The following is a 19,050-nucleotide window of genomic DNA, read 5'->3' as shown; positions in this document are numbered from 1 at the left end:
CTCAGACTCCCCAGATCTCGCGGGCATATTCGGCGATCGTCCGGTCGGACGAGAACCAGCCTACGTTGGCAATGTTGCGGATTGCCGCCGCCCGCCAGCCGGCCGGGTCTTCCCAGCGGCGATCCACCGTGCGCTGCGCAGCGGCGTAGCTGTCGAAATCGGCCGCGACCATGAACCAGTCGCTGTCGTAGAGGCCGCCCATCAGGCCGGCGTAGCGCTCCGGATCGTCGGGGGAGAACACGCCGGTGGCGATGGCGGACACCGCCTGCTGCAATTCGCGCGAACCCTCGATCACCTCGCGCGGGTTGTAGCCCTGCGCGCGCTTGGCCAGCACTTCCTCCGCCGTCAGGCCGAAGATGACGATGTTGTCGTCGCCGACGCGATCCTTGATCTCGATGTTCGCACCATCGAGTGTGCCGATGGTCAGCGCGCCGTTCAGCGCGAACTTCATGTTGCCGGTGCCCGATGCTTCCATGCCGGCGGTGGAGATCTGTTCGGAAAGGTCCGCCGCCGGAATCAGCCGTTCCGCCAGCGAAACGTTGTAGTTGGGCACGAACACCACCTTGAGCAGCCCGCCCACGGCTGGATCGGAATTGACGCGCCGGGCGATGTCGTTGGCCAGTTTGATGATCAGCTTCGCATTGTGATAGCTCGACGCCGCCTTGCCACCGAAGATCTTTACGCGCGGAACCCAGTCGCGTTCCGGGTGGCTGCGGATTTCGTCGTAGAGCGCCACCGTCTCGATCAGGTTCAGCAACTGGCGCTTGTATTCGTGGATGCGCTTGATGTGGACGTCGAACAGTGCATCGGGATCGAGCCGGACGCCGGTGATCGCCTTGATGTGCGCGGCCAGCGCCACCTTGTTCGACCGTTTCACTTCCGCGATGCGCTCGCCCAGCAGCTTGTCGTCCGCCAGCGCGTTCAGTTCGACCAGCTTTTCCGCGTCATCGAGGAAGCCGTCGCCGATGGCGTCCTTCAGCACGGAGACCAGGCCGGGGTTGCATTGCTGCAGCCAGCGGCGCGGGGTGACGCCGTTGGTCTTGTTGTTGATGCGATCGGGATAGAGCTTGTGCAGGTCCGAAAAGACCGTGCTCTTCATCAGTTCGGTGTGCAGCGCGGCCACGCCGTTGACGCTGTGCGCGCCGCTGAAGGCAAGGTTCGCCATGCGCACGCGCCGTTCGCCGCCTTCGTCGATCAGGCTGATCGCCGAAATCGCGCCATCGTCCAGCCCGGCCTTGCGCGCTTCGCGCAGCACGCGCGAATTGATGGCGTAGATGATCTGCATGTGGCGCGGCAGCAACCGTTCGAACAGCGGCAGCGGCCAGGATTCGAGCGCTTCGGGCAGCAGCGTGTGGTTGGTGTAGCCGACCGTACGCTTGGTGACGTCCCACGCCTCGTTGAATTCAAGCCCGTGTTCGTCGAGCAACAGGCGCATGATTTCCGCGACCGCAACGGCGGGGTGCGTATCGTTGAGCTGGATCGCCGCCTTGTCGGGCAGGGTGCGCACGTCGCCGTTGTATTGCGCGTGGCGGCGCACGATGTCCTGGATCGAGGCGGAGGTGAAGAAGAACTCCTGCCGCAGACGCAGTTCCTGCCCGGCGGCGGTGGAATCGGCGGGGTACAGCACGCGCACCAGCGCATCGGCGCGGGCTTCTTCCACCAACGCGCCCACGTGGTCGCCGGCGTTGAACCGGTCCAGCCGGATCGGATCGAGCGCGGCGGCGGTCCACAGGCGCAGCGTGTTCACGCGCTTGCCCTTGTACCCCACCACCGGCGTATCGATGGCATAGGCTTCGATCTGTTCGGCCGGTTTCCACACCACGCCCTCGCCATCGTCGACGACCTCGCCGCCGAAGCCGATGCGGTACGAGCTTTCGCGCCGGTCGAACTCCCAGGGGTTGCCGTGGCTCAGCCAGGTTTCCGGCAGCTCGACCTGCCAGCCATCGTCGATGCGCTGGCGGAACATGCCGTTCTTGTAGCGGATGCCGTAGCCGTAGGCCGGGATGTCGAGGCTGGCGAGGCTTTCCATGAAGCACGCGGCCAGCCGGCCAAGGCCACCGTTGCCCAGCGCCGCGTCCGGCTCCAGATCTTCCAGCGCGGCCAGGTCCAGACCGTGTTCGCGCAGCGCCTTTTCCATGTCGCGCGTCATGCCCATGTTGGACAGCGCGTCACGCAGCAAGCGGCCGATCAGGAATTCGAGGCTGAGATAATAGACCCGCTTGCCGCTTTCGGCATAGGTCTTGCGGGTCGATTCCATCCAGCGGTCGATCACGTGGTCGCGCAGCGTGAGCACGGTGGCGGTGAACCAGTCGTGCGGCTTGGCGGCGCGTTCGTCCTTGCCCACGCGATGGCGCAGCACATCGATGATATGGGCGTCGATCTCGGCAGCCGTGGAAGTGATCTCGAGGCTCATGGAACAAGCTCCACCCTGAAGGCCCGGCCGACCGGCATGACGCAAACGTCCGTCCGACCGGGCATGTTATCCCGGCCTTTCTCTGACACCGGCCCCCCGACCGACTTGCGCCGGAGCACGCCCGTTCCGGATTGCCTCCGGTTTTCGCCGTGCCGCCCGGGGTGCCTCCCCCGCAGGAGGCTCTCCCGAATCGATGGGTATGACAGAGGAGCGCGGTTCGACAAGGCGCGATAATGCTGCGGTGCAAAAAATTGAGCCATTGTGGTGCGTGCAAGACCGGGTCTGGCCGTGGCGCAGCGCTTCGCTTTCATGCCCCCACTCCCGTTCGGGCCGGCGGCGATGCCGGCGCGGATCTTGTCGTCATGATCCCCCTACGCGGCCGCATGGGCTATGTCTGCCCATGCGGCGCGGGAAATACGTCTGCGCGCGTTCAGCGGATGTCGACGCGCAGCCCCGCCCAGACCGTGCGCGGCGTGCCAAGATCGATCGAACCGGCGGCGTTGCGGGTCACGATCTCGGCATCGGTCAGGTTCTCCCCGCGCAGGATCAGGCTGAATGGCCCCGCCAGTGGCACGCGGACGAAGGCGTCCAGTGTCGTCGCGGCTTTCAGCGTGTCGGTCTGGAGATCGTCCTCGTATTGCGCGCCGACATGGCGCAGCGTCATCGCCAGCGTCCAGCGCGGGGCGGGCTGCCATGAAAGCGTGCCGCTGGCGGCGATCTTCGGCGTCTGCGCTGGGCGCAGCCCATTGAGCGCGAATGCCGCGCCGCTGGCTTCGACCTTGGCGTCGGTGAGTGCCAGCGATCCGTCGAACGCGAACTGCCCCAGCTTGACCGACGTGCCCAGCTCCAGCCCGCGCGCGCGGATGGCATCGACGTTCTGGCGCTGGCGGGTGTTGGTGGCGACCGTTACATTGGCGATGGCGTGCTCCACCCGGTCCTGGAAGGCGGTAAACGTGAAGGTCACGGCCGGAATCGGGTTGAAATCGAAGCCGGCCTGATAGCCGACCAGCCGTTCGTTGCGCAGGCCGGGGTTGGCCTGTGTCACGATGGGAAACACGGTGAAGGTGCGATAGAGTTCGTTCAGCGTCGGCTGGCGCAGCCCGGTGTAGGCGGCGGCGCGCAGCGCAAGGCCATGGCCCGCATGGATCACCGCGCCGCCCCGGAAACTGCCGGTCCATCCCGCGCGGTCGGCATACGTCGCAGTGCCGGTGACCACGCCCGCCGCGTTGCTGGTGACGAGATGCCCGTCGGCAATGGTCCAGCGGTCCGCCCGTGCCCCGGCGGTGAGGATCACCGGGCCAAGCGTCCAGTCGTCTTCGGCGAACAGCCCGACATCGCTGTTGCGCCCGCCGGCGCGGCGACGCGCGGTGACCGCGCCGGTCGTCGCGTTATAAGCATCCTCGATCCCTTCGCCCGATGCCACGCGCCAGTCCGTGCCCAGCCGCAGCACGTGCGCGCCGCCCACCGGCGGGCGCAGTTCGGCCTTGCCGCCCCATCCGGTTGTGGGGGTGCGGCGCTGGTCCAGCGTCTTGCGATAGCTGGTGGAGCTGATGGCGATATTGTTGAAATCGCGCGCCTGAACGTAGGTGAGGACATCGAACTGCCAGCGCCCCCGCCCGACCAGGCGCAGGCTGGCGTCCTGCCCGCTCGATCCCGTGTCCGCGCCAGCGAAGCGGAGGGTGCGGTTGTCCTCGAAGGCCAGCAGACGGACTTGAAGCTCGGTATCGGGACCGACCGGCGCGACGCCGCGGATGCCGGCCGACCAGCTTTCGTACCGCGCCCGCACGCTGGCGGGCACGCGCTGCGTCACCGGGGTGGTCCAGAAGCCCTGCCCGCGATCCCAGCGACCGCTGACGACGACGAAGCCCTGACCCAGCTTCGGCGCGAAGGTGCCGGATGTTTCCGTCTCGCCCCGATCGTTGGCTAGCGCGCTGGCGCTGACGAGGCCGAGCTGATCGGCATCCGCGCTGCTCAGTTCGATCGTGCCCGCCACCGCGCCCGCACCGAACGCGCCCGCGCCGCCCCCGCGTGTGACACGCGCCGAGGCCAGCCGCTCGGGCGCGATGGCGCTTAACGGGATATAGCCGAAAAACGGGTCCGCCATCGGTACGCCATCGAGCAGGACGAGCGTGCGGCTGGTGGCGTTGCCGCCCAGCGCGCGCAGCGTGACCCCTTGCGATGACGGGTTGGACGAGCGGCTGTCGGAGCGGCGGAACTGCTGGAAGCCCGCAGCCGAGGACAGCGCGTCCTCGATCCGGCCCGATGCCGCGAGCAGCAGCTTTTCGCGGTCGATCTGCTGGACGTCGTAGGCCGCGGTGGCGGGCGCATCGATCAGTCCGCGACCGGTGACGACGATCGCCTGCGCCGGACCTTGCGACGCATCGGCGGGTGCCTCCTGCGCCGGGGCGATGGTTGGCAGGAGTGCGGCAAGCGGCAAGGCAAGGGCAGGGCGGGCAAACGGCCGCATGGGCGAACTCAACTCCTCTTGGTTCCGGGAACCGGCCGGACGAAGACCTCCCGGGGCACCGGGAAAGGCGCGTCGGCACGCCTAGCCGAATGCGGGCGTTTCGCCAGCCGGATTCGCGCTGCGGAGGGCATTTTGCGGGCGCCTGCGGCCCGCTCTGGCATGGTGCGGTGCGGAAACTTCCACTCCCTAGGGCGAGTCGCGGCGGTTGAGCATTCGGCAAATGACGTATGTTGAATGCTCTATCTCATAATACTCTTTTGCCAGATCGTAACACTGTGCGAGGAAATATGTCCGCTCAAAGGCTAACCCATGTCGAGCCCGATGTCGTTGCTCGGATGGCGTCGGTGATCCACTGCCAGAAGCCCGAAGTGATCCAGGCGAACTTCGGAATCGGCCTGAATACGTGGGTTAAGCTGCGGGAAGGAAAGGCGATTCGCCATTCCGTCGCGATCCGGCTGCTCCAGCGGCTGCAGCGTGATCATCTGATCTGAACCTCCGCGCGATCGGGCATTTTTGTGCCCGTTCCCGATTTCGTACAATCGTCCTGAATCTGTTCGGGAGGGGTTGAGTTCATCGCGTTTGCGATGCACAATCCAAAATGGCGCAACACACAATGCCCGGCGCCTGGGGTCGATAAAGTACAATGTCCGATGCGTTGGGGAGGGGGCCGGCGCATAATGCCGTGTCCCCTGACAGATCAGGAACTGCCATACCGCCGTTCAGGGTGAGGGACCTTTGAACGCGATGCCGCATCGTCTGCCGTCCGGAGCTGACGCTGCTTGGCGTGGCCCGCGGTCACGCGCGGGCGCTTGGCCATTCCTGCAGGGCGGACACTTCCCCGCCCCCCGCGCTGTGGCGCTGGCGGTTTGCGCGCTGGCCGCGGTCGCGCTCATCGTCGGGGCCGAGCTTTTCGAGAACGGTTCGACGCTGTTTCACGTCCTCGCGGCGCTGGCCGTGCTGTGCCTTGCCGGCGTTGCGGTTCTGGGCTGGCGCAGCGGCAGGGTTTCCGCGCCCGTCAACAGCCCGGTCGACACCGTTCCGGAACTGGTGGACCTGCTGCGCGACAAGGAAGCCGCCGAGGCCGCCAATGCGGCCAAGAGCCGCTATCTGGCCAATGTCAGCCATGAAATCCGCTCTCCACTGAACGCGATCTATGGCTACGCCCAACTCGTGGAGCATGAAGCGGGGGTCGACCCGCAGGAAGCGGCCCGCGTCATCCGGCGCAGCGCCGAACACCTCACCAATCTTGTCGAGGGGCTGCTGGACATCTCGCTGGTCGAAAACGGCGTGTTGCGGGTGAACAGCGAAGTGGTGCGGCTGCCGGCGCTGATCGACCAGATCGTCTCGATGTTCCGGCCGTCGGCGGCGGTGAAGGGCCTAGCCTTCCGCTGCGAACTGCCCGAACGGCTGCCGGAATTCGTGCGGACCGATCAGAAGCGCCTGCGGCAGGTGCTGATCAACCTGCTGTCGAACGCGATCAAGTTCACCGAGACCGGGACCGTGACCCTGCGCGTGGCATGGTCCGGGCAGACGGCGGTGTTCGAGGTGATCGACACCGGGCCGGGCATCGCCGAGGCGGACCGCGAGCGCATCTTCACCCGCTACGAGCGCGCTGGCGAGAGCGGCCGGCCGCAGGATGGCGCGGGTCTGGGCCTGGCGATCACCCGCGCGATTCTCCAGATCCTGGGCGGGACGCTGGAACTTGACAGCACCCCGGGGCAGGGATCGTGCTTCCGCGTGCGGCTGATGCTGGGGCATGTCGCCGGCTATCGCGAAACCTCCGCAGCGGCGCGGCGGGTGATCGGCTACGAGGGGCACCGCCGTTCGGTGCTGGTGACCGATGACGACCCGGAACAGCGCGCATTGATGCGCCGGGTTCTCGAAGGCATCGGGTTCGAGGTGACACTGGCCCCCGACGGGGCCACCGCGCTGGCGCTGAGCGATGCGCGCGCGTTCGATCTCGTTCTGCTCGATGTGTCCATGCCCGGCCTGTCCGGCTGGGAAGTGGCGGCGCGTCTGCGGCGCACGCGGGATCACGCGATGGGCGTCATCATGCTCTCGGCCAACGCCCATGAACGCCACGGGCCAGACACCGGCGCGCGCGATCACGACCTGTTTCTGGTGAAGCCGATCGAGTTCGGGGCGCTGGTCGATGCGATCGGCGCGCGCCTGAAGCTGGAGTGGATATACGAGGGGGATGCCCCGGCGGAGGTGGGCGGCTCTCCCGCGCTGCCGCTGTCGGAAGCGGCGCGCGAACATGTTGAAAAGTTGCGCGAACTGCTGCGGATCGGGCATGTAAGGGGCATGGAAGCCGAAATTAGGAAGCTTGAGGCGGCTCAGCCGGACGCGCGCGAACTGGTCGAGGCGCTGTACAACTGTCTGGATCGGTTCGACTTGTCGGGTCTCGCCAAGACCCTTGAGGGCCTCTGACATGGATCGGCGGCCGATTCGTCGTGACACCGTGCTCGTCGTCGATGACGAAGCGGATTCGCTGCGCCTGCTGACCGATACGCTGGAAGCGGGCGGGATCACCGTGCTGGTGGCGACATCGGGCGCGGCGGCGCTGGACCTGCTGGGCCACGTTGTGCCCGATCTGGTGCTGATGGACGCGGTGATGCCCGGCATGGATGGTTTCGAGACCACCGCGCGCATCAAGGCAAACCCCGAAACCGCGCACGTGCCCGTGATCTTCATGACCGGCCTGACCGAGAGCGAGCACGTGATCGAAGGGTTCGAGGTGGGCGGCGTGGACTATGTCCGCAAGCCGGTGAACGTGCACGAACTGCTGGCGCGCGTGCGCGTCCACATGGGCCACGCGCGCGCGGTCCAGGCCAGCACGACCGGACTGGATGCCACCGGCCGCCTGATGATGGCCACCGACACGCGTGGCTTCCTGCTGTGGTGTACGCCCATGGCGGAGCAGGCGATCAACCGTGTCGAACCCGGCTGGAGCAAGGAGGACGCGCAATTGCCCGTTGCCCTGCGCAGCACGGTGGAGCGGCTGCTGACGCGCAAGGATGCGCGCGGCGCCTCGGTACGCTTGGAGCAGGGTGACAGCGCGCTGGAACTGGTGCTGGTGGCCCAGTACCGCGAAAACGAGGTGCTGATCCGCCTGAACGAACTGAACCCGCAGGTCGATGTGGCCCGGTTGCAGGCGCGGCTGGGGCTGACCGATCGCGAGGCGGAAGTGCTGCTGTGGATCAGCTATGGCAAGTCCAACAACGTGATCAGCGACGTGCTGTCGATCAGCCCGCGCACGGTGCAGAAGCATCTGGAGCGCATCTACGAAAAGCTGGGCGTGGAAACCCGCGCGGCCGCGGCGGCGATCGCGATCAAGAGCATTGGCCAGTAGCCGGAGGCCGGCCCTTGCCCCGGCTCTGAAGACGATTACGTCGCTTGCAAATTCTTACTCTACGCGTTCGTCATTGCGAGCGTAGCGAAGCAACCCGGAGCGGCTTGAGCGTGACTCTGGATTGCTTCGTCGACTGCTTCTCCTCGCAATGACGATGGCGAGTTTGCAAAAAAGCATAAACGCCTTTTTGAAACAGCGCCGGATCGCAAGGGAAAACACGATCGCGATCCGGCCCTGCCTTGCCCGTCGGCCTGTCGGGACCCAGGGTAGTCCGGCGGCAGTCCAGCGGGTGATCCCCGCGTCCGGCAGGCTTGGCGTGGTGGTCGCGCCGGATCATGCGCCGGTCCGCGAGATCTGAAAGCGGCGATCCGCCCCTGGGGCAGCGGCGCTTTCCACAACACCAATTCCTGCGAACGCTTTTATGCTTTTCAATCGCGCCCGGTCTCGAACCGGCCGCGATGGCAACCCTGTGCGGGATAGAAAACCAAGCTATGCAGCGATGTCCGGATCGACAAGGGGAGCGTGCAAAAATCCGTCATAGCCGGTTTCCGCCAACCTTGCCCGCGCAACGTCGCTCGTCCATCAGGGGCGTGGGAGAAGCGCGCTATGATAACCATGCAGGCCCTTGAGGTATCCACGCTGACGCCTGATCTGACCGGCCTTGGCATCGTCGCCAGGCCCGTTCCCGAACCGGGCGACGGGCAGGTGCTGGTCCGGATCGAGGCGGCGGCGCTGGGTTTTCCCGACCTGCTGATGACGCGCGGCGGCTATCAGGCGAAGCCGCCGTTGCCGTTCGTGCCGGGCATGGAGGCGGCGGGGACGGTGGTGGCCGTGGGCGCCGGCGCGGACTGGCGGGAGGGCGCGCGGGTCATCGTCGGCGGTTTGACCGGGGGGTGCGCGCAATTCGGCGTCCACGCCACCGATGCGATCGTGCCGATGCCCGATGCGCTGTCGTTCCCCGAAGCGGCCGCGTTGCGGGCGGCTTATCTTACGGCCTGGGTCGCCCTGGTGCGGTGCGGAGCGGCGCAGCCGGGGCAATGGGTGCTGATCCACGGCGCGGCCGGCGGGGTGGGGCTGGCCGCGGTCGATCTGGCGCGCGCGCTAGGGCTGCGGGTGATCGCCGTCGCCTCCAGCGAGGAAAAGCGCCGGCGCATCGCCGACCTCTATGCGCCGGAGCATGTGCTCGCCGGCCCGGTCGGCTTTCGCGAGGCCGTGCTCGACATCACCGGCGGACGCGGCGCCGACCTTGTCTATGATCCGGTCGGGGGCGATGCGTTCGACGAATCGACGCGCTGCATCGCGTTCGGCGGCCGCCTGCTGGTGGTCGGGTTCGCCAGTGGCCGGATTCCCGACATCCGTGCCAACATTCCGCTGATCAAGGGCTTCTCGGTGGTGGGGGTGCGCGCCGGGGAGTTCGGACGCCGCTTTCCCGATCTCGGGCAGGAAAACGTGGCGGCCATCGTCAGGCTGGCCGGAGAAGGACGCATTCGCCCGCATGTTCACGCTGCGCTTGCGCTGTCGCGCTGGCGCGAAGCCTTCGAGGCGATGGAAACCCGCACGGTCATCGGACGCACGGTGCTGTTGCCGCACGCGGATTGATTCCGCGAGGCAGGAATGGGCGCAAAAAAAGGGCCGCTCCGTTGCCGGGCGGCCCTGAATAGTTTGGGAGAGGATGCCTGAAAGGCCCGCCCTATGTGCGTTTCAGACCGTTTCAGCGCAAGTGCGAAAGTTAACGGAACGATTGCGTTTTTTGCACTTATTGGCGCCGAAATGCAGGCATTTCCCGGAATGGCGCGGCGAAAAATGCGTTAAAACATGGCGTTCATTCGTATGCGCCAATTGCGGCCCACGCTGTCCGGTGCGGCCGATGCAATTCTGAAACGGAACACTTCGGGGCTTTTCGTGCGGGGTTTCGCACCTGCAGGCACGGCATGCGGCGAGGCATTGCCATGCCCCGACTCAATTGCTATGAAATATAACATATTGGGAGAGTCGCTCATGATCTTCGAACGTTTGAACCCCCTGACGGGCGCGGTCGCCTCCACTGCGGAAGCCATGAAAGCGGGCGATATTCCCGCCATAGCGGCGAAGGCCGGTGCGGCTTACCCGGCATGGGCGGCGATGGGGCCGAATGCCCGGCGCGCGGTGCTGATGAAAGCCGCCGCCGCGCTCGAGGCGCGTAAGGATGCGTTCGTCGAGGCGATGATGGGCGAGATCGGCGCCACCGCCGGCTGGGCGATGTTCAACCTTGGTCTTGCCGCCAGCATGGTGCGCGAGGCGGCAGCGCTCACCACGCAGATCGCCGGCGAGGTGATTCCGTCGGACAAGCCCGGCTGCCTGTCGATGGCGCTGCGCGAGCCGGTGGGCGTGATCCTGGGCATCGCGCCGTGGAACGCGCCGATCATCCTGGGCGTGCGCGCCATCGCCGTGCCGCTCGCCTGCGGCAACGCCGTGATCCTGAAGGCCAGCGAGACCTGCCCGCGCACGCACGCGCTGATTATCGAGGCTTTTGCCGAGGCTGGCTTCCCCGATGGCGTGGTCAACGTGGTGACCAACACGCCGGCGGATGCGGCCGAGGTGGTGGGCGCGCTGATCGATGCGCCGGAAGTGAAGCGCATCAACTTCACCGGTTCCACCGCGGTCGGCAAGATTATCGCCAAGCGCGCGGCCGAACATCTCAAGCCCTGCCTGCTCGAACTGGGTGGCAAGGCTCCCCTGCTGGTGCTGGAAGACGCCGATCTGGACGAGGCGGTGAAGGCGGCCGCGTTCGGCGCGTTCATGAACCAGGGCCAGATCTGCATGTCGACGGAGCGGATCATCGTGGTCGATGCCGTGGCGGACGAATTCGCGCGCCGCTTCCGCGACAAGGTCGCCGCCATGCCGGTGGGCGATCCGCGCCAGGGCACCACGCCGCTGGGCGCGGTGGTCGATGCCAGGACCGTCGCGCATTGTCGCGCGCTGATCGAGGACGCTCTGGCCCAGGGCGCCGAACTGCTCGTGGGCGGGGAAACCGAACAGGGCGTGCTGATGCCGGCGCATGTGGTCGACGGCGTGACGCAGGATATGAAGCTGTTCCGCGATGAAAGCTTCGGGCCGGTGGTTGGCGTCATCCACGCGCGCGATACCGAACATGCGATCGAACTGGCCAACGACAGCGAATATGGCCTGTCCGCCGCCGTCTTCACCAGGGACATCGCCAAGGGCCTGTCCGTCGCCCGCCGCATCCATTCGGGCATCTGCCACGTCAATGGCCCGACGGTCCACGACGAGGCGCAGATGCCCTTCGGCGGCGTCGGCGCATCGGGCTACGGCCGTTTCGGCGGCAAGGCCGGCATCGACAGCTTCACGGAGCTGCGCTGGATCACGGTCGAGACCCAGCCGGGGCACTTCCCGATCTGATTTCCCGAACATTCTTCCGAACATTCCCATCGAAAGGACAAGAACATGGCTGACCAGCCCGCCGTCGAGCGCGCCGAAGAAGATACCGTTGCCTTCACCGTCGAGAACGGCATCGCCTGGGTGAAGTTCAACCGCCCGGAAAAGCGCAATTGCATGAGCCCCAAGCTGAATCGCCAGATGGGCCGCGTGATCGCCGATCTGGAATTCCGCGATGACGTGAAGGTGCTGGTGCTGACCGGCGAGGGCGATGCCTGGTCTGCGGGCATGGACCTCAAGGAGTACTTCCGCGAGACCGAGGCGCAGGGCCTCGGAGCGATCCGCAAGTCGCAGCGCGAAGCCTATTCGTGGTGGGAACGCCTGCGCTGGTACGAAAAGCCGACGATCGCGATGATCAACGGCTGGTGCTTCGGCGGCGGCTATGGCCCGCTGTTCGCCTGCGACATCGCGATCGCCGCGGAAGACGCGCAGTTCGGCCTTTCGGAAATCAACTGGGGCATCCTGCCGGGCGGCGGCGCGTCGAAGGTCGCAGCCGATCTCATGCCGCTACGCAAGGCGATGTATCATGCGATGATGGGCGAGAACCTGACCGGCAAGCAGGCCGCCGAACAGGGACTGGTGACCGAGGCGGTGCCCGCCGACCAGCTCAAGGCGCGCGTGCTCGAAGTGGCCGAAGCGCTGTGCAAGAAGGACGGCCATGCCCTGCGCGCCACCAAGTGGGCGGTGCGCCGCATGACCGAGATGACCTACGACAACGCGCAGGATTACCTGATCCGCGCGCAGGAAGCGCTGCACAACTTCGGCGGCGTGGAAGCGCGCAAGGAAGCGACCCGTCAGTTCCTGGACGAAAAGAGCTTCAAGCCCGGCCTCGGCACGTTCGACGCGAGCAAGGTCAAGCGCTGATCCGCTTTCCCGCGGAAGCGATGGACGCCCCGGCCGTTTGCGCGGCCGGGGCGTCCTGCGTTTTGGGCGCAAGAAAAATTGTTGCTTCCGCAACCGGTTGAAGCCAGCGTGCGCGCCCGAAGGAGTCGCTTGTTCATGTCCATCATCCGTACCGCTCTCGTTTCCGCGTCCGCCGTGATGGCGCTGTCCGCGGCTTCGGTTTCCACCTCTGCCAAGGAGGCGATGCATCCGCAGGCCGAAGCGCAGGCGCTTGACCTGTCAATGAAGTCCATCGCGATCCGTTCGGTGCGCGGCGAGGGCAACAAGACCATAGAGGTTGCACGGCTTTACAAGGACACGCTGGTCAAGGCGGGCTGGGCGGACGGCGATATCGAGATCACGCCGGTCGACGACACCGCCTACCTGATCGCCACCTGGAAGGGCAGTGATCCCGCGCTCAAGCCGCTGGTCATTTCCGGGCACATGGACGTGGTCGAGGCCAAGCGCGCCGACTGGGTGCGCGATCCGTTCGGGCCGGTGGTGGAAGACGGCATCCTCTATGGCCGCGGCGCCAGCGACATGAAGTTCAGCGGCGCGCTGGCGCTGGCATCGCTGATCGAACTGCGGCGCGAAGGCTACAAGCCCAGGCGCACGATCATCATCGAATTCTCGGGCGACGAGGAAACGACGATGAAGACCAGCGGCATCATCGCCGAACGCCTCAAGGACGCCGAACTGGTGCTCAACATCGACGGCGGGGGCGGTCTGCTGGACGAAGCGACCGGCAAGCCATTGCTGTGGACTTGGGACGGCGCTGAAAAGACTTACGGCGATTTCAAGCTGGAAGTGACCAACCCCGGTGGGCATAGTTCCGCGCCGCGAGCCGAAAACGCAATCGTCCAGCTGGCGACCGCGCTGGAACGGATCGGCGCCTACCATTTCACGCCGGAACTCAACCCGCTGACCAAGGCCTTCTTCGAAAGCTCGGCGAAGTTCGATAGCGATCCGAAGATCGCCGCCGCGAAGCGCGCCTTCGCCGCCAACCCCAAGGACGAAGCCGCCATCGCCACGCTGCGCGCCAACCCGGCGACCGTGGGCATGATCGGCACGACCTGCGTGCCCACGATGGTCAACGGCGGTCACGCGCTGAACGCCCTGCCGCAACGCGCCACCGCCAATATCAACTGCCGCATCTTCCCCGGACATCCGCTGCCCGAGATCATGGCGGAACTGGAGAAGGTCGCCGCTTCGCCCGCCGTCAAGTTTTCCGACGTGACCGAGGGATCGGTGGCCACCCCGGCATCGCCGATGCGGCCCGATTTCACCGCGGCGGTGGAGAAGGCGATGGCGAAGGTCTATCCGGGCGTGGCGGTATTCCCCTCGCAATCGTCGGGCGCATCGGATTCGATGTGGTTCCGCCATGTCGGCGTGCCCAGCTATGGTGCCAGCCCGGTGTTCGGGAAGGTGTCGGAGGAGTTTTCGCACGGGCTCAACGAGCGCATCCGGCTCAGCAATATCCGCCCCGGCGTGGCGTATTACCTGAGCGTGCTGACCGACCTGAGCAAGTAGGCTCCCGCGTCCGGCATCAGGCGGGCCGGGGCGGCACGATCGTATCGAGGAAGCGGCGGGCGATCCCGCTCGCTTCCTCCACCGCAAAGCAGCCGGGTGACAGGCACAGTTCGAGCCACAGGCCGTCGACCAGCGCCGTGACCGCGATGGCGGCGCGGCGCAGTTCGCTGGCGGGAACGCCGCAGCCGGCCAGCAGGCCTTCCAGCCGCTCGCGAAAACCGGCGTACTGTTCGTCGTGCTGGCGGGCGATGTCGGGCCGCGCGGTGACGAGGCCCCAGAACGCGACCCAGGTCGCCAGCAATTGCCGGTCGGCGATGCTCGGCGCGAAGCTGGCGGTGACGAACGCGTCGAGCCGGTCGCGCGCATCCGGTCCGGCCTCGCCCACCGCAGCGTCGAGCGCGCCGGTCACCATGCCGTCGACATGGGCGTAAGTCGCCGCGACCAGCGCATCCACACCATCGAAGTAATGGTTGACGAGGCCCGGCGAAACGCCCGCTTCCTGCGCGATCGCGCGCACGCTGGCACCGGCGGTGCCGACGCGGCCCAGCACACGCGCGCAGGCTTCGATCAGGCTCTGCCGCCGGGCGTCGGGTTCGGCGCGTTTGAAGGCCGGCTCTTTCATCTTGCGCATTCTACCTTTTGTTGTACGTTCGTTCAACAAGCTGTCGGCGGGACGGATTCGGTGGCGGATTCGGAACACCGGCGTCTGCGATGTCGTGGGAAACGCGGAGATTGAACCATGGGTGACCTGTCGTCTGCCTTCGAAAGCATTTCGTCCGCGGATGTCGATCCCGACGCCGATTGGAGCCTGCCCGGCTGGCTCTACACCGATCCCGAATATTTCGCGCTGGAAATGGACAAGGTGCTCCGCCCGTCCTGGCAGATCGTGTGCCATGAAAGCGACATCGCCGTAGCGGGCGATTATCGCACGCTCGAATACCTGGGCGAAAGCGTGGTGGTCGTGCGCGGGGACGACGGGCATATCCGCGCCTTCACCAACGTCTGCCGCCACCGCGCGATGCGGCTGGTCGAAGGCCATGCCGGGTGCGTGAAGAAGTTCGTCTGCCCCTATCACGCCTGGGTGTTCGAAACCGACGGGCGCCTTTCGGGCGTGCCGATGAAATCGGACTATCCGGCGCTGAAGCTGGAAGAGAACGGCCTCGCGCCGGTTTCGGTGGAGGTATGGCGTGGCTTCGTGTTCGTGCGGCTGGAGGACCGGGGCTTCCCGTCCGTCGCGGAAATGATGGCGCCGTTCGAGAAAGAGGTCGCGCCCTATCGTTTCGAGGACATGCGGCGCATTTCCGACGTGCGCCTGCGCGAACGCGCGGTGAACTGGAAGAACGTGGGCGACAACTATTCCGACAACCTGCACATCCCGGTGGCGCACGACGGGCTGACGCGCATCTTCGGCCGCTCCTACGAGATTTCCGACCACGGCTGGGCCGATCGCATGAAGGGCGATCTGGTGGAAAAGCCGTCCGCCAACTTCTGGGAGCGGTTCTACCAGACGCACCTGCCCGACGTGCCGCACCTGCCGCCCGAAAGCCGGCAGCGCTGGCTCTATTACAAGCTCTGGCCGAACATCGCGTTCGATATCTATGCCGATCAGATCGATTTCATGCAGTGGCTGCCCGTATCACCGACCACGACCGTCCTGCGCGAAATGGCGTTCGCCCTGCCCGATGACCGGCGCGAGATGAAGCTGGTGCGCTATGCCAACTGGCGCGTGAACCGCGTGGTCAACCAGGAGGATACCTGGCTGATCGAGCGCATCCAGAAGGGCATGGCTTCGAAGACCTATGGCGCCGGTCCGATCGGCGCGAGCGAGGTCTGCCTGCGCAGCTTCGCGCGCAAGATCCGCGCGATCGTGCCCGAAGCGCGCCTGCACAAGGCACCGCCGGCAGGGTGGAGCCGGAAGTAAGCGAGGCCCACCCCCGGCCCCTCCCGCACGCGGGAGGGGAGAAAGAAGGGCAACAAGGTTCCCCTCCCGCTTGATGAGGGGTTAGGGGTGGGCATCACTGCCCTTCGACGGAGAGCAGCACATGACCAACCGCTACGACGCAATCATCATCGGCGGCGGCCACAACGGCCTCGTCTGCGCTTTCTATCTCGCCAAGGCCGGCATGAAGGTGCGCGTACTGGAACGGCGGCACGTGGTGGGCGGCGCGGCGGTGACCGAGGAATTCCATCCCGGCTTCCGCAATTCCACCGCAAGCTACACGGTCAGCCTGCTGCGCCCCAAGGTAATCGCGGACATGAGGCTGCACGATCGCGGCTTCCGCATCATCGAGCGGACGATCAGCAACTTCTTTCCCTTCCCGGATACCTACCTCAAGCTGGGCGGCGCGCCGGGGCGGACCGAGGCGGAGTTCGCCCGCTTCTCGCAGAAGGATGCCGAAGCCTATCCCAAGTACGATGCCGCGCTGGAAAAGGTGGCGCAGGTGCTGCGCGACATCGCACTGCAATCGCCGCCCAACGTCGGTGGTGGCGTGCGGGCGTTGCTGGCGGCAGCGCAACAGGGCTGGCCGCTGGCGAAGATGGACATCGCCACCCAGCGCGATCTGCTGGACATCTTCGTCAAGTCCGCGCGCGAATTCCTCGATGGCTGGTACGAGGACGATCACGTCAAGTCCGCCTTCGCGTTCGATGCGGTGGTCGGGAACTACGCGGGCGTTTCGACGCCCGGTTCGGCCTATGTGCTGCTCCACCACGTGTTCGGTGAAGTGAATGGCAAGTTCGGTGCCTGGGGCCACTCGGTCGGCGGCATGGGATCGATCACGCAGGCGATGGCGCGGGCCTGCGAGGACGCTGGCGTTGAGATCAGCCTCGAAAGTCCGGTGGCGAAAGTGCTGGTCAACAATGGCAAGGCCGCCGGGGTCAAGCTGGAGGACGGGGAGGAACTTTACGCTCCCATCGTCGCCGCCAACGTCGGTCCGGCGCTGCTGTACCGCCAGATGGTCGATGGTTCGGATCTCGACGAGGACTTCCGGCGCCGCATCGCCAACTTCAAGACCGGTTCGGGCACGTTCCGCATGAACGTGGCGCTGTCCGAACTGCCGGACTTCACCGTGCTGCCGGGCAAGGAGCGGGCCGAACACCACACCGCCGGGATCATCATCGCGCCGGGCATGGACTATATGGACGCCGCGTTCGACGATGCGAAGAAGTTCGGATGGTCGAAGAAGCCGATTGTCGAGATCAAGCTGCCGTCGACCGTCGATGACAGCCTCGCCCCCAAGGGCGCACACGTCGCCAGCCTGTTCTGCCAGCAGTTCGCCCCCGAATTGCCCGATGGGCAATCATGGGACGACGTGCGCGAACAGGTGGCCGATCACATCATCGATACCGTCACCGACCATGCCCCGAATTTCAAGGCGGCGGTGATCGCGCGGCAGATCCATTCGCCGCTCGATCTGGAACGCAAGTTCGGGCTGATCGGCGGCGACATCTTCCACGGCCACATGAGCCTCGATCAATTGTGGGCGGCGCGCCCCGTGCTGGGGCATGGCGATTACCGTTCGCCGATCAAGGGGCTCTACATGTGCGGTTCGGGCACGCACCCCGGCGGCGGCGTGACCGGCGCCCCCGGCCACAACGCCGCGCACGCGATCATCCGCGACCGTTCGGTGCTGTGGAAGATGCTCCACCGCGGCTGACCGCCCAGTACACTGGTACTCCCGCCACCACGAACAGCGCGCCGTAGCCCAGCGCTTCGGCGCCCAGGCCCCAGGCCGCCCAGACGATGAACGCGGCGCCGACGGCGGCGATCGCGATGATCAGCCGTTCGCCCGGCAGCAGGCGGATCGCTGCCGCCATCGACAGGAAGTAGGACAGCATCCCGGCGGCAAGGCTGACCGAGGCGATGAACTGGAACAGGTCGCCCATCCCCTTGCCGTAGTTGAGCAGGGCGACGACGGTGAGCAGCACGCTGGAAACCACGTGCGAGCGGACCGGCGTGCCCCGGCTGCTTTCCTTGGCGAACCAGCGCGGGAACACGCCGCCGCGCGCCATCGCCCAGGGCACTTCGCCTTGCAGCAGGATGAAGCCGTTGAGCGTGCCGAAGGCGCTGATCGCCGCGAACAGCGCCACCACTTCGGCCACCCCGCCGCCGAACGCCTTGCGCAGCAGGTCAGCCACCGGCGCGGGAGACGCGGCGGCTTCCGGCGCGGGCATATAGGCGGCGAAGGCCAGCGAAATGCCCATGTAGACGAGGCCGGTCAGAGCCACGCCGATCAGCGTCGCGCGGGGGACGACGCGGTCGGCGTTTTCCACCTTGTCGGCCGGCACGGTGGCGGATTCGAGGCCCAGGAAACCCCAGAAGGTGAGGCCGGCCGCGCTGGCGATCGCGCCGGGCGAGATCGGCACCGGTGGTTGCGCGGCGCGCGGGGCGCCCGTGGCGAACCACCATAGCGCCAGGCCGATCAGCGCGACGAGCGGCACCAGCTTCAGCGTGGTGGTCACGATCGAGAGATCGCCCACGGCGCGCGTGCTGCTGATGTTGACCAGCGTGAGCAGCCACACGCAGCCGACCGCGAGCAGCGCGGGCAGGCCCGGCGTCTGGCCGATCCACGGAAAGATCAGGCTGAGATTGCTGACCACGGCCACCGCGATCGCACCGTTTCCGGCCCAGATCATCGTCCAGTAGCTCCAGGCGGTGATGAAGCCCGTGGCAGGGCCGAAAGCGGCCTGGGCATAGGCATAGGGGCCGCCGGCCAGCGGCATCCGCGCGCCCAGCCGCGCGAAGGCCCCGGCCAGGCACAGTGCGCCGGCCAGCGTCACGCCCCAGCCCGCCAGCTGGTTCATGCCCAGCGGCGCCAGCGTTGCCGGCAGCAGATAGATACCCGATCCGATCATGTTGCCGACGACCAGCGCCAGCGTCATCCAGAACCCCAACCCCCGCGCGGGCTTGCCCATCCGTGATTCCCTCAAGATCGTTTCAATGCAGACTATCGCTTGATTGCGCGGCGTCAG

14 protein-coding genes are annotated in these 19,050 nt (G+C 66.4%); 8 read left to right on the top strand and 6 right to left on the bottom strand.

Annotated features, from left to right (window positions below; all coding sequences use genetic code 11):
• Window position 1: 1 nt before the first annotated feature.
• The 3 genes from EH199_RS11230 to EH199_RS24390 form a co-directional block, all read right to left on the bottom strand.
• Complete coding sequence (locus EH199_RS11230) at window positions 2–2,413, bottom strand: glycogen/starch/alpha-glucan phosphorylase (RefSeq protein WP_124809343.1); 2,412 nt, start codon at window positions 2,411–2,413, stop codon at window positions 2–4.
• A 430-nt stretch (window positions 2,414–2,843) separates the two neighbouring features.
• Entirely contained in the window at window positions 2,844–4,880 is a 2,037-nt protein-coding gene (locus EH199_RS11225) for a TonB-dependent siderophore receptor (protein WP_124809342.1), read from the bottom strand.
• 302 nt (window positions 4,881–5,182) lie between these two features.
• Window positions 5,183–5,362: a hypothetical protein gene (locus tag EH199_RS24390; protein ID WP_190287232.1), complete on the bottom strand. Its 180-nt coding sequence runs from the start codon at window positions 5,360–5,362 to the stop codon at window positions 5,183–5,185.
• Between the two features lie 370 nt (window positions 5,363–5,732).
• On the opposite strand from EH199_RS24390, the gene EH199_RS11215 reads away from it, so the two are divergent.
• Together EH199_RS11215 and EH199_RS11210 are read left to right on the top strand one after the other, a co-directional pair.
• Entirely contained in the window at window positions 5,733–7,310 is a 1,578-nt protein-coding gene (locus EH199_RS11215) for an ATP-binding protein (RefSeq protein ID WP_223806623.1), read from the top strand.
• Window position 7,311: 1 nt separating this feature from the next.
• Window positions 7,312–8,232, top strand: a complete 921-nt coding sequence (locus tag EH199_RS11210) for a response regulator (protein ID WP_124809339.1) — start codon at window positions 7,312–7,314, stop codon at window positions 8,230–8,232.
• Window positions 8,233–8,302: 70 nt separating this feature from the next.
• Here EH199_RS11210 and EH199_RS24385 read toward each other — a convergent pair whose 3' ends face one another.
• Window positions 8,303–8,569, bottom strand: a complete 267-nt coding sequence (locus tag EH199_RS24385; protein ID WP_124809338.1) for a hypothetical protein — start codon at window positions 8,567–8,569, stop codon at window positions 8,303–8,305.
• 278 nt (window positions 8,570–8,847) lie between these two features.
• On the opposite strand from EH199_RS24385, the gene EH199_RS11200 reads away from it, so the two are divergent.
• From EH199_RS11200 to EH199_RS11185, 4 genes are all read left to right on the top strand, one after another.
• Window positions 8,848–9,831, top strand: coding sequence for an NADPH:quinone oxidoreductase family protein (locus EH199_RS11200; protein WP_124809417.1), 984 nt, complete (start codon window positions 8,848–8,850; stop codon window positions 9,829–9,831).
• A gap of 399 nt (window positions 9,832–10,230) precedes the next feature.
• Window positions 10,231–11,631, top strand: a complete 1,401-nt coding sequence (locus tag EH199_RS11195) for an aldehyde dehydrogenase (protein ID WP_124809337.1) — start codon at window positions 10,231–10,233, stop codon at window positions 11,629–11,631.
• A gap of 45 nt (window positions 11,632–11,676) precedes the next feature.
• On the top strand, window positions 11,677–12,531 hold the full coding sequence (locus EH199_RS11190) for a p-hydroxycinnamoyl CoA hydratase/lyase (RefSeq protein ID WP_124809336.1): 855 nt from the start codon (window positions 11,677–11,679) through the stop codon (window positions 12,529–12,531).
• 135 nt (window positions 12,532–12,666) lie between these two features.
• On the top strand, window positions 12,667–14,079 hold the full coding sequence (locus EH199_RS11185) for a M20/M25/M40 family metallo-hydrolase (protein ID WP_124809335.1): 1,413 nt from the start codon (window positions 12,667–12,669) through the stop codon (window positions 14,077–14,079).
• Between the two features lie 16 nt (window positions 14,080–14,095).
• On the opposite strand, the gene EH199_RS11180 is transcribed toward EH199_RS11185, so the two are convergent.
• Window positions 14,096–14,710, bottom strand: coding sequence for a TetR family transcriptional regulator C-terminal domain-containing protein (locus tag EH199_RS11180; RefSeq protein ID WP_223806622.1), 615 nt, complete (start codon window positions 14,708–14,710; stop codon window positions 14,096–14,098).
• A gap of 108 nt (window positions 14,711–14,818) precedes the next feature.
• On the opposite strand from EH199_RS11180, the gene EH199_RS11175 reads away from it, so the two are divergent.
• Both EH199_RS11175 and EH199_RS11170 read left to right on the top strand, forming a co-directional pair.
• Window positions 14,819–16,000 (top strand): aromatic ring-hydroxylating dioxygenase subunit alpha, encoded by a 1,182-nt coding sequence (locus tag EH199_RS11175; protein WP_124809334.1) that lies wholly within the window; start codon window positions 14,819–14,821, stop codon window positions 15,998–16,000.
• A 121-nt stretch (window positions 16,001–16,121) separates the two neighbouring features.
• On the top strand, window positions 16,122–17,735 hold the full coding sequence (locus EH199_RS11170; protein ID WP_124809333.1) for an NAD(P)/FAD-dependent oxidoreductase: 1,614 nt from the start codon (window positions 16,122–16,124) through the stop codon (window positions 17,733–17,735).
• On the opposite strand, the gene EH199_RS11165 is transcribed toward EH199_RS11170, so the two are convergent.
• Window positions 17,689–18,993 (bottom strand): APC family permease, encoded by a 1,305-nt coding sequence (locus EH199_RS11165; protein WP_124809332.1) that lies wholly within the window; start codon window positions 18,991–18,993, stop codon window positions 17,689–17,691. The genes EH199_RS11170 and EH199_RS11165 overlap by 47 nt on opposite strands.
• Window positions 18,994–19,050 lie beyond the last annotated feature (57 nt).

Origin of the sequence: Novosphingobium sp. LASN5T (assembly GCF_003856955.1) — a bacterium.
Classification (GTDB): domain Bacteria; phylum Pseudomonadota; class Alphaproteobacteria; order Sphingomonadales; family Sphingomonadaceae; genus Novosphingobium.
Note: the sequence above shows the minus strand (reverse complement) of the source record. Positions and strands in the feature narration are given on the sequence as shown.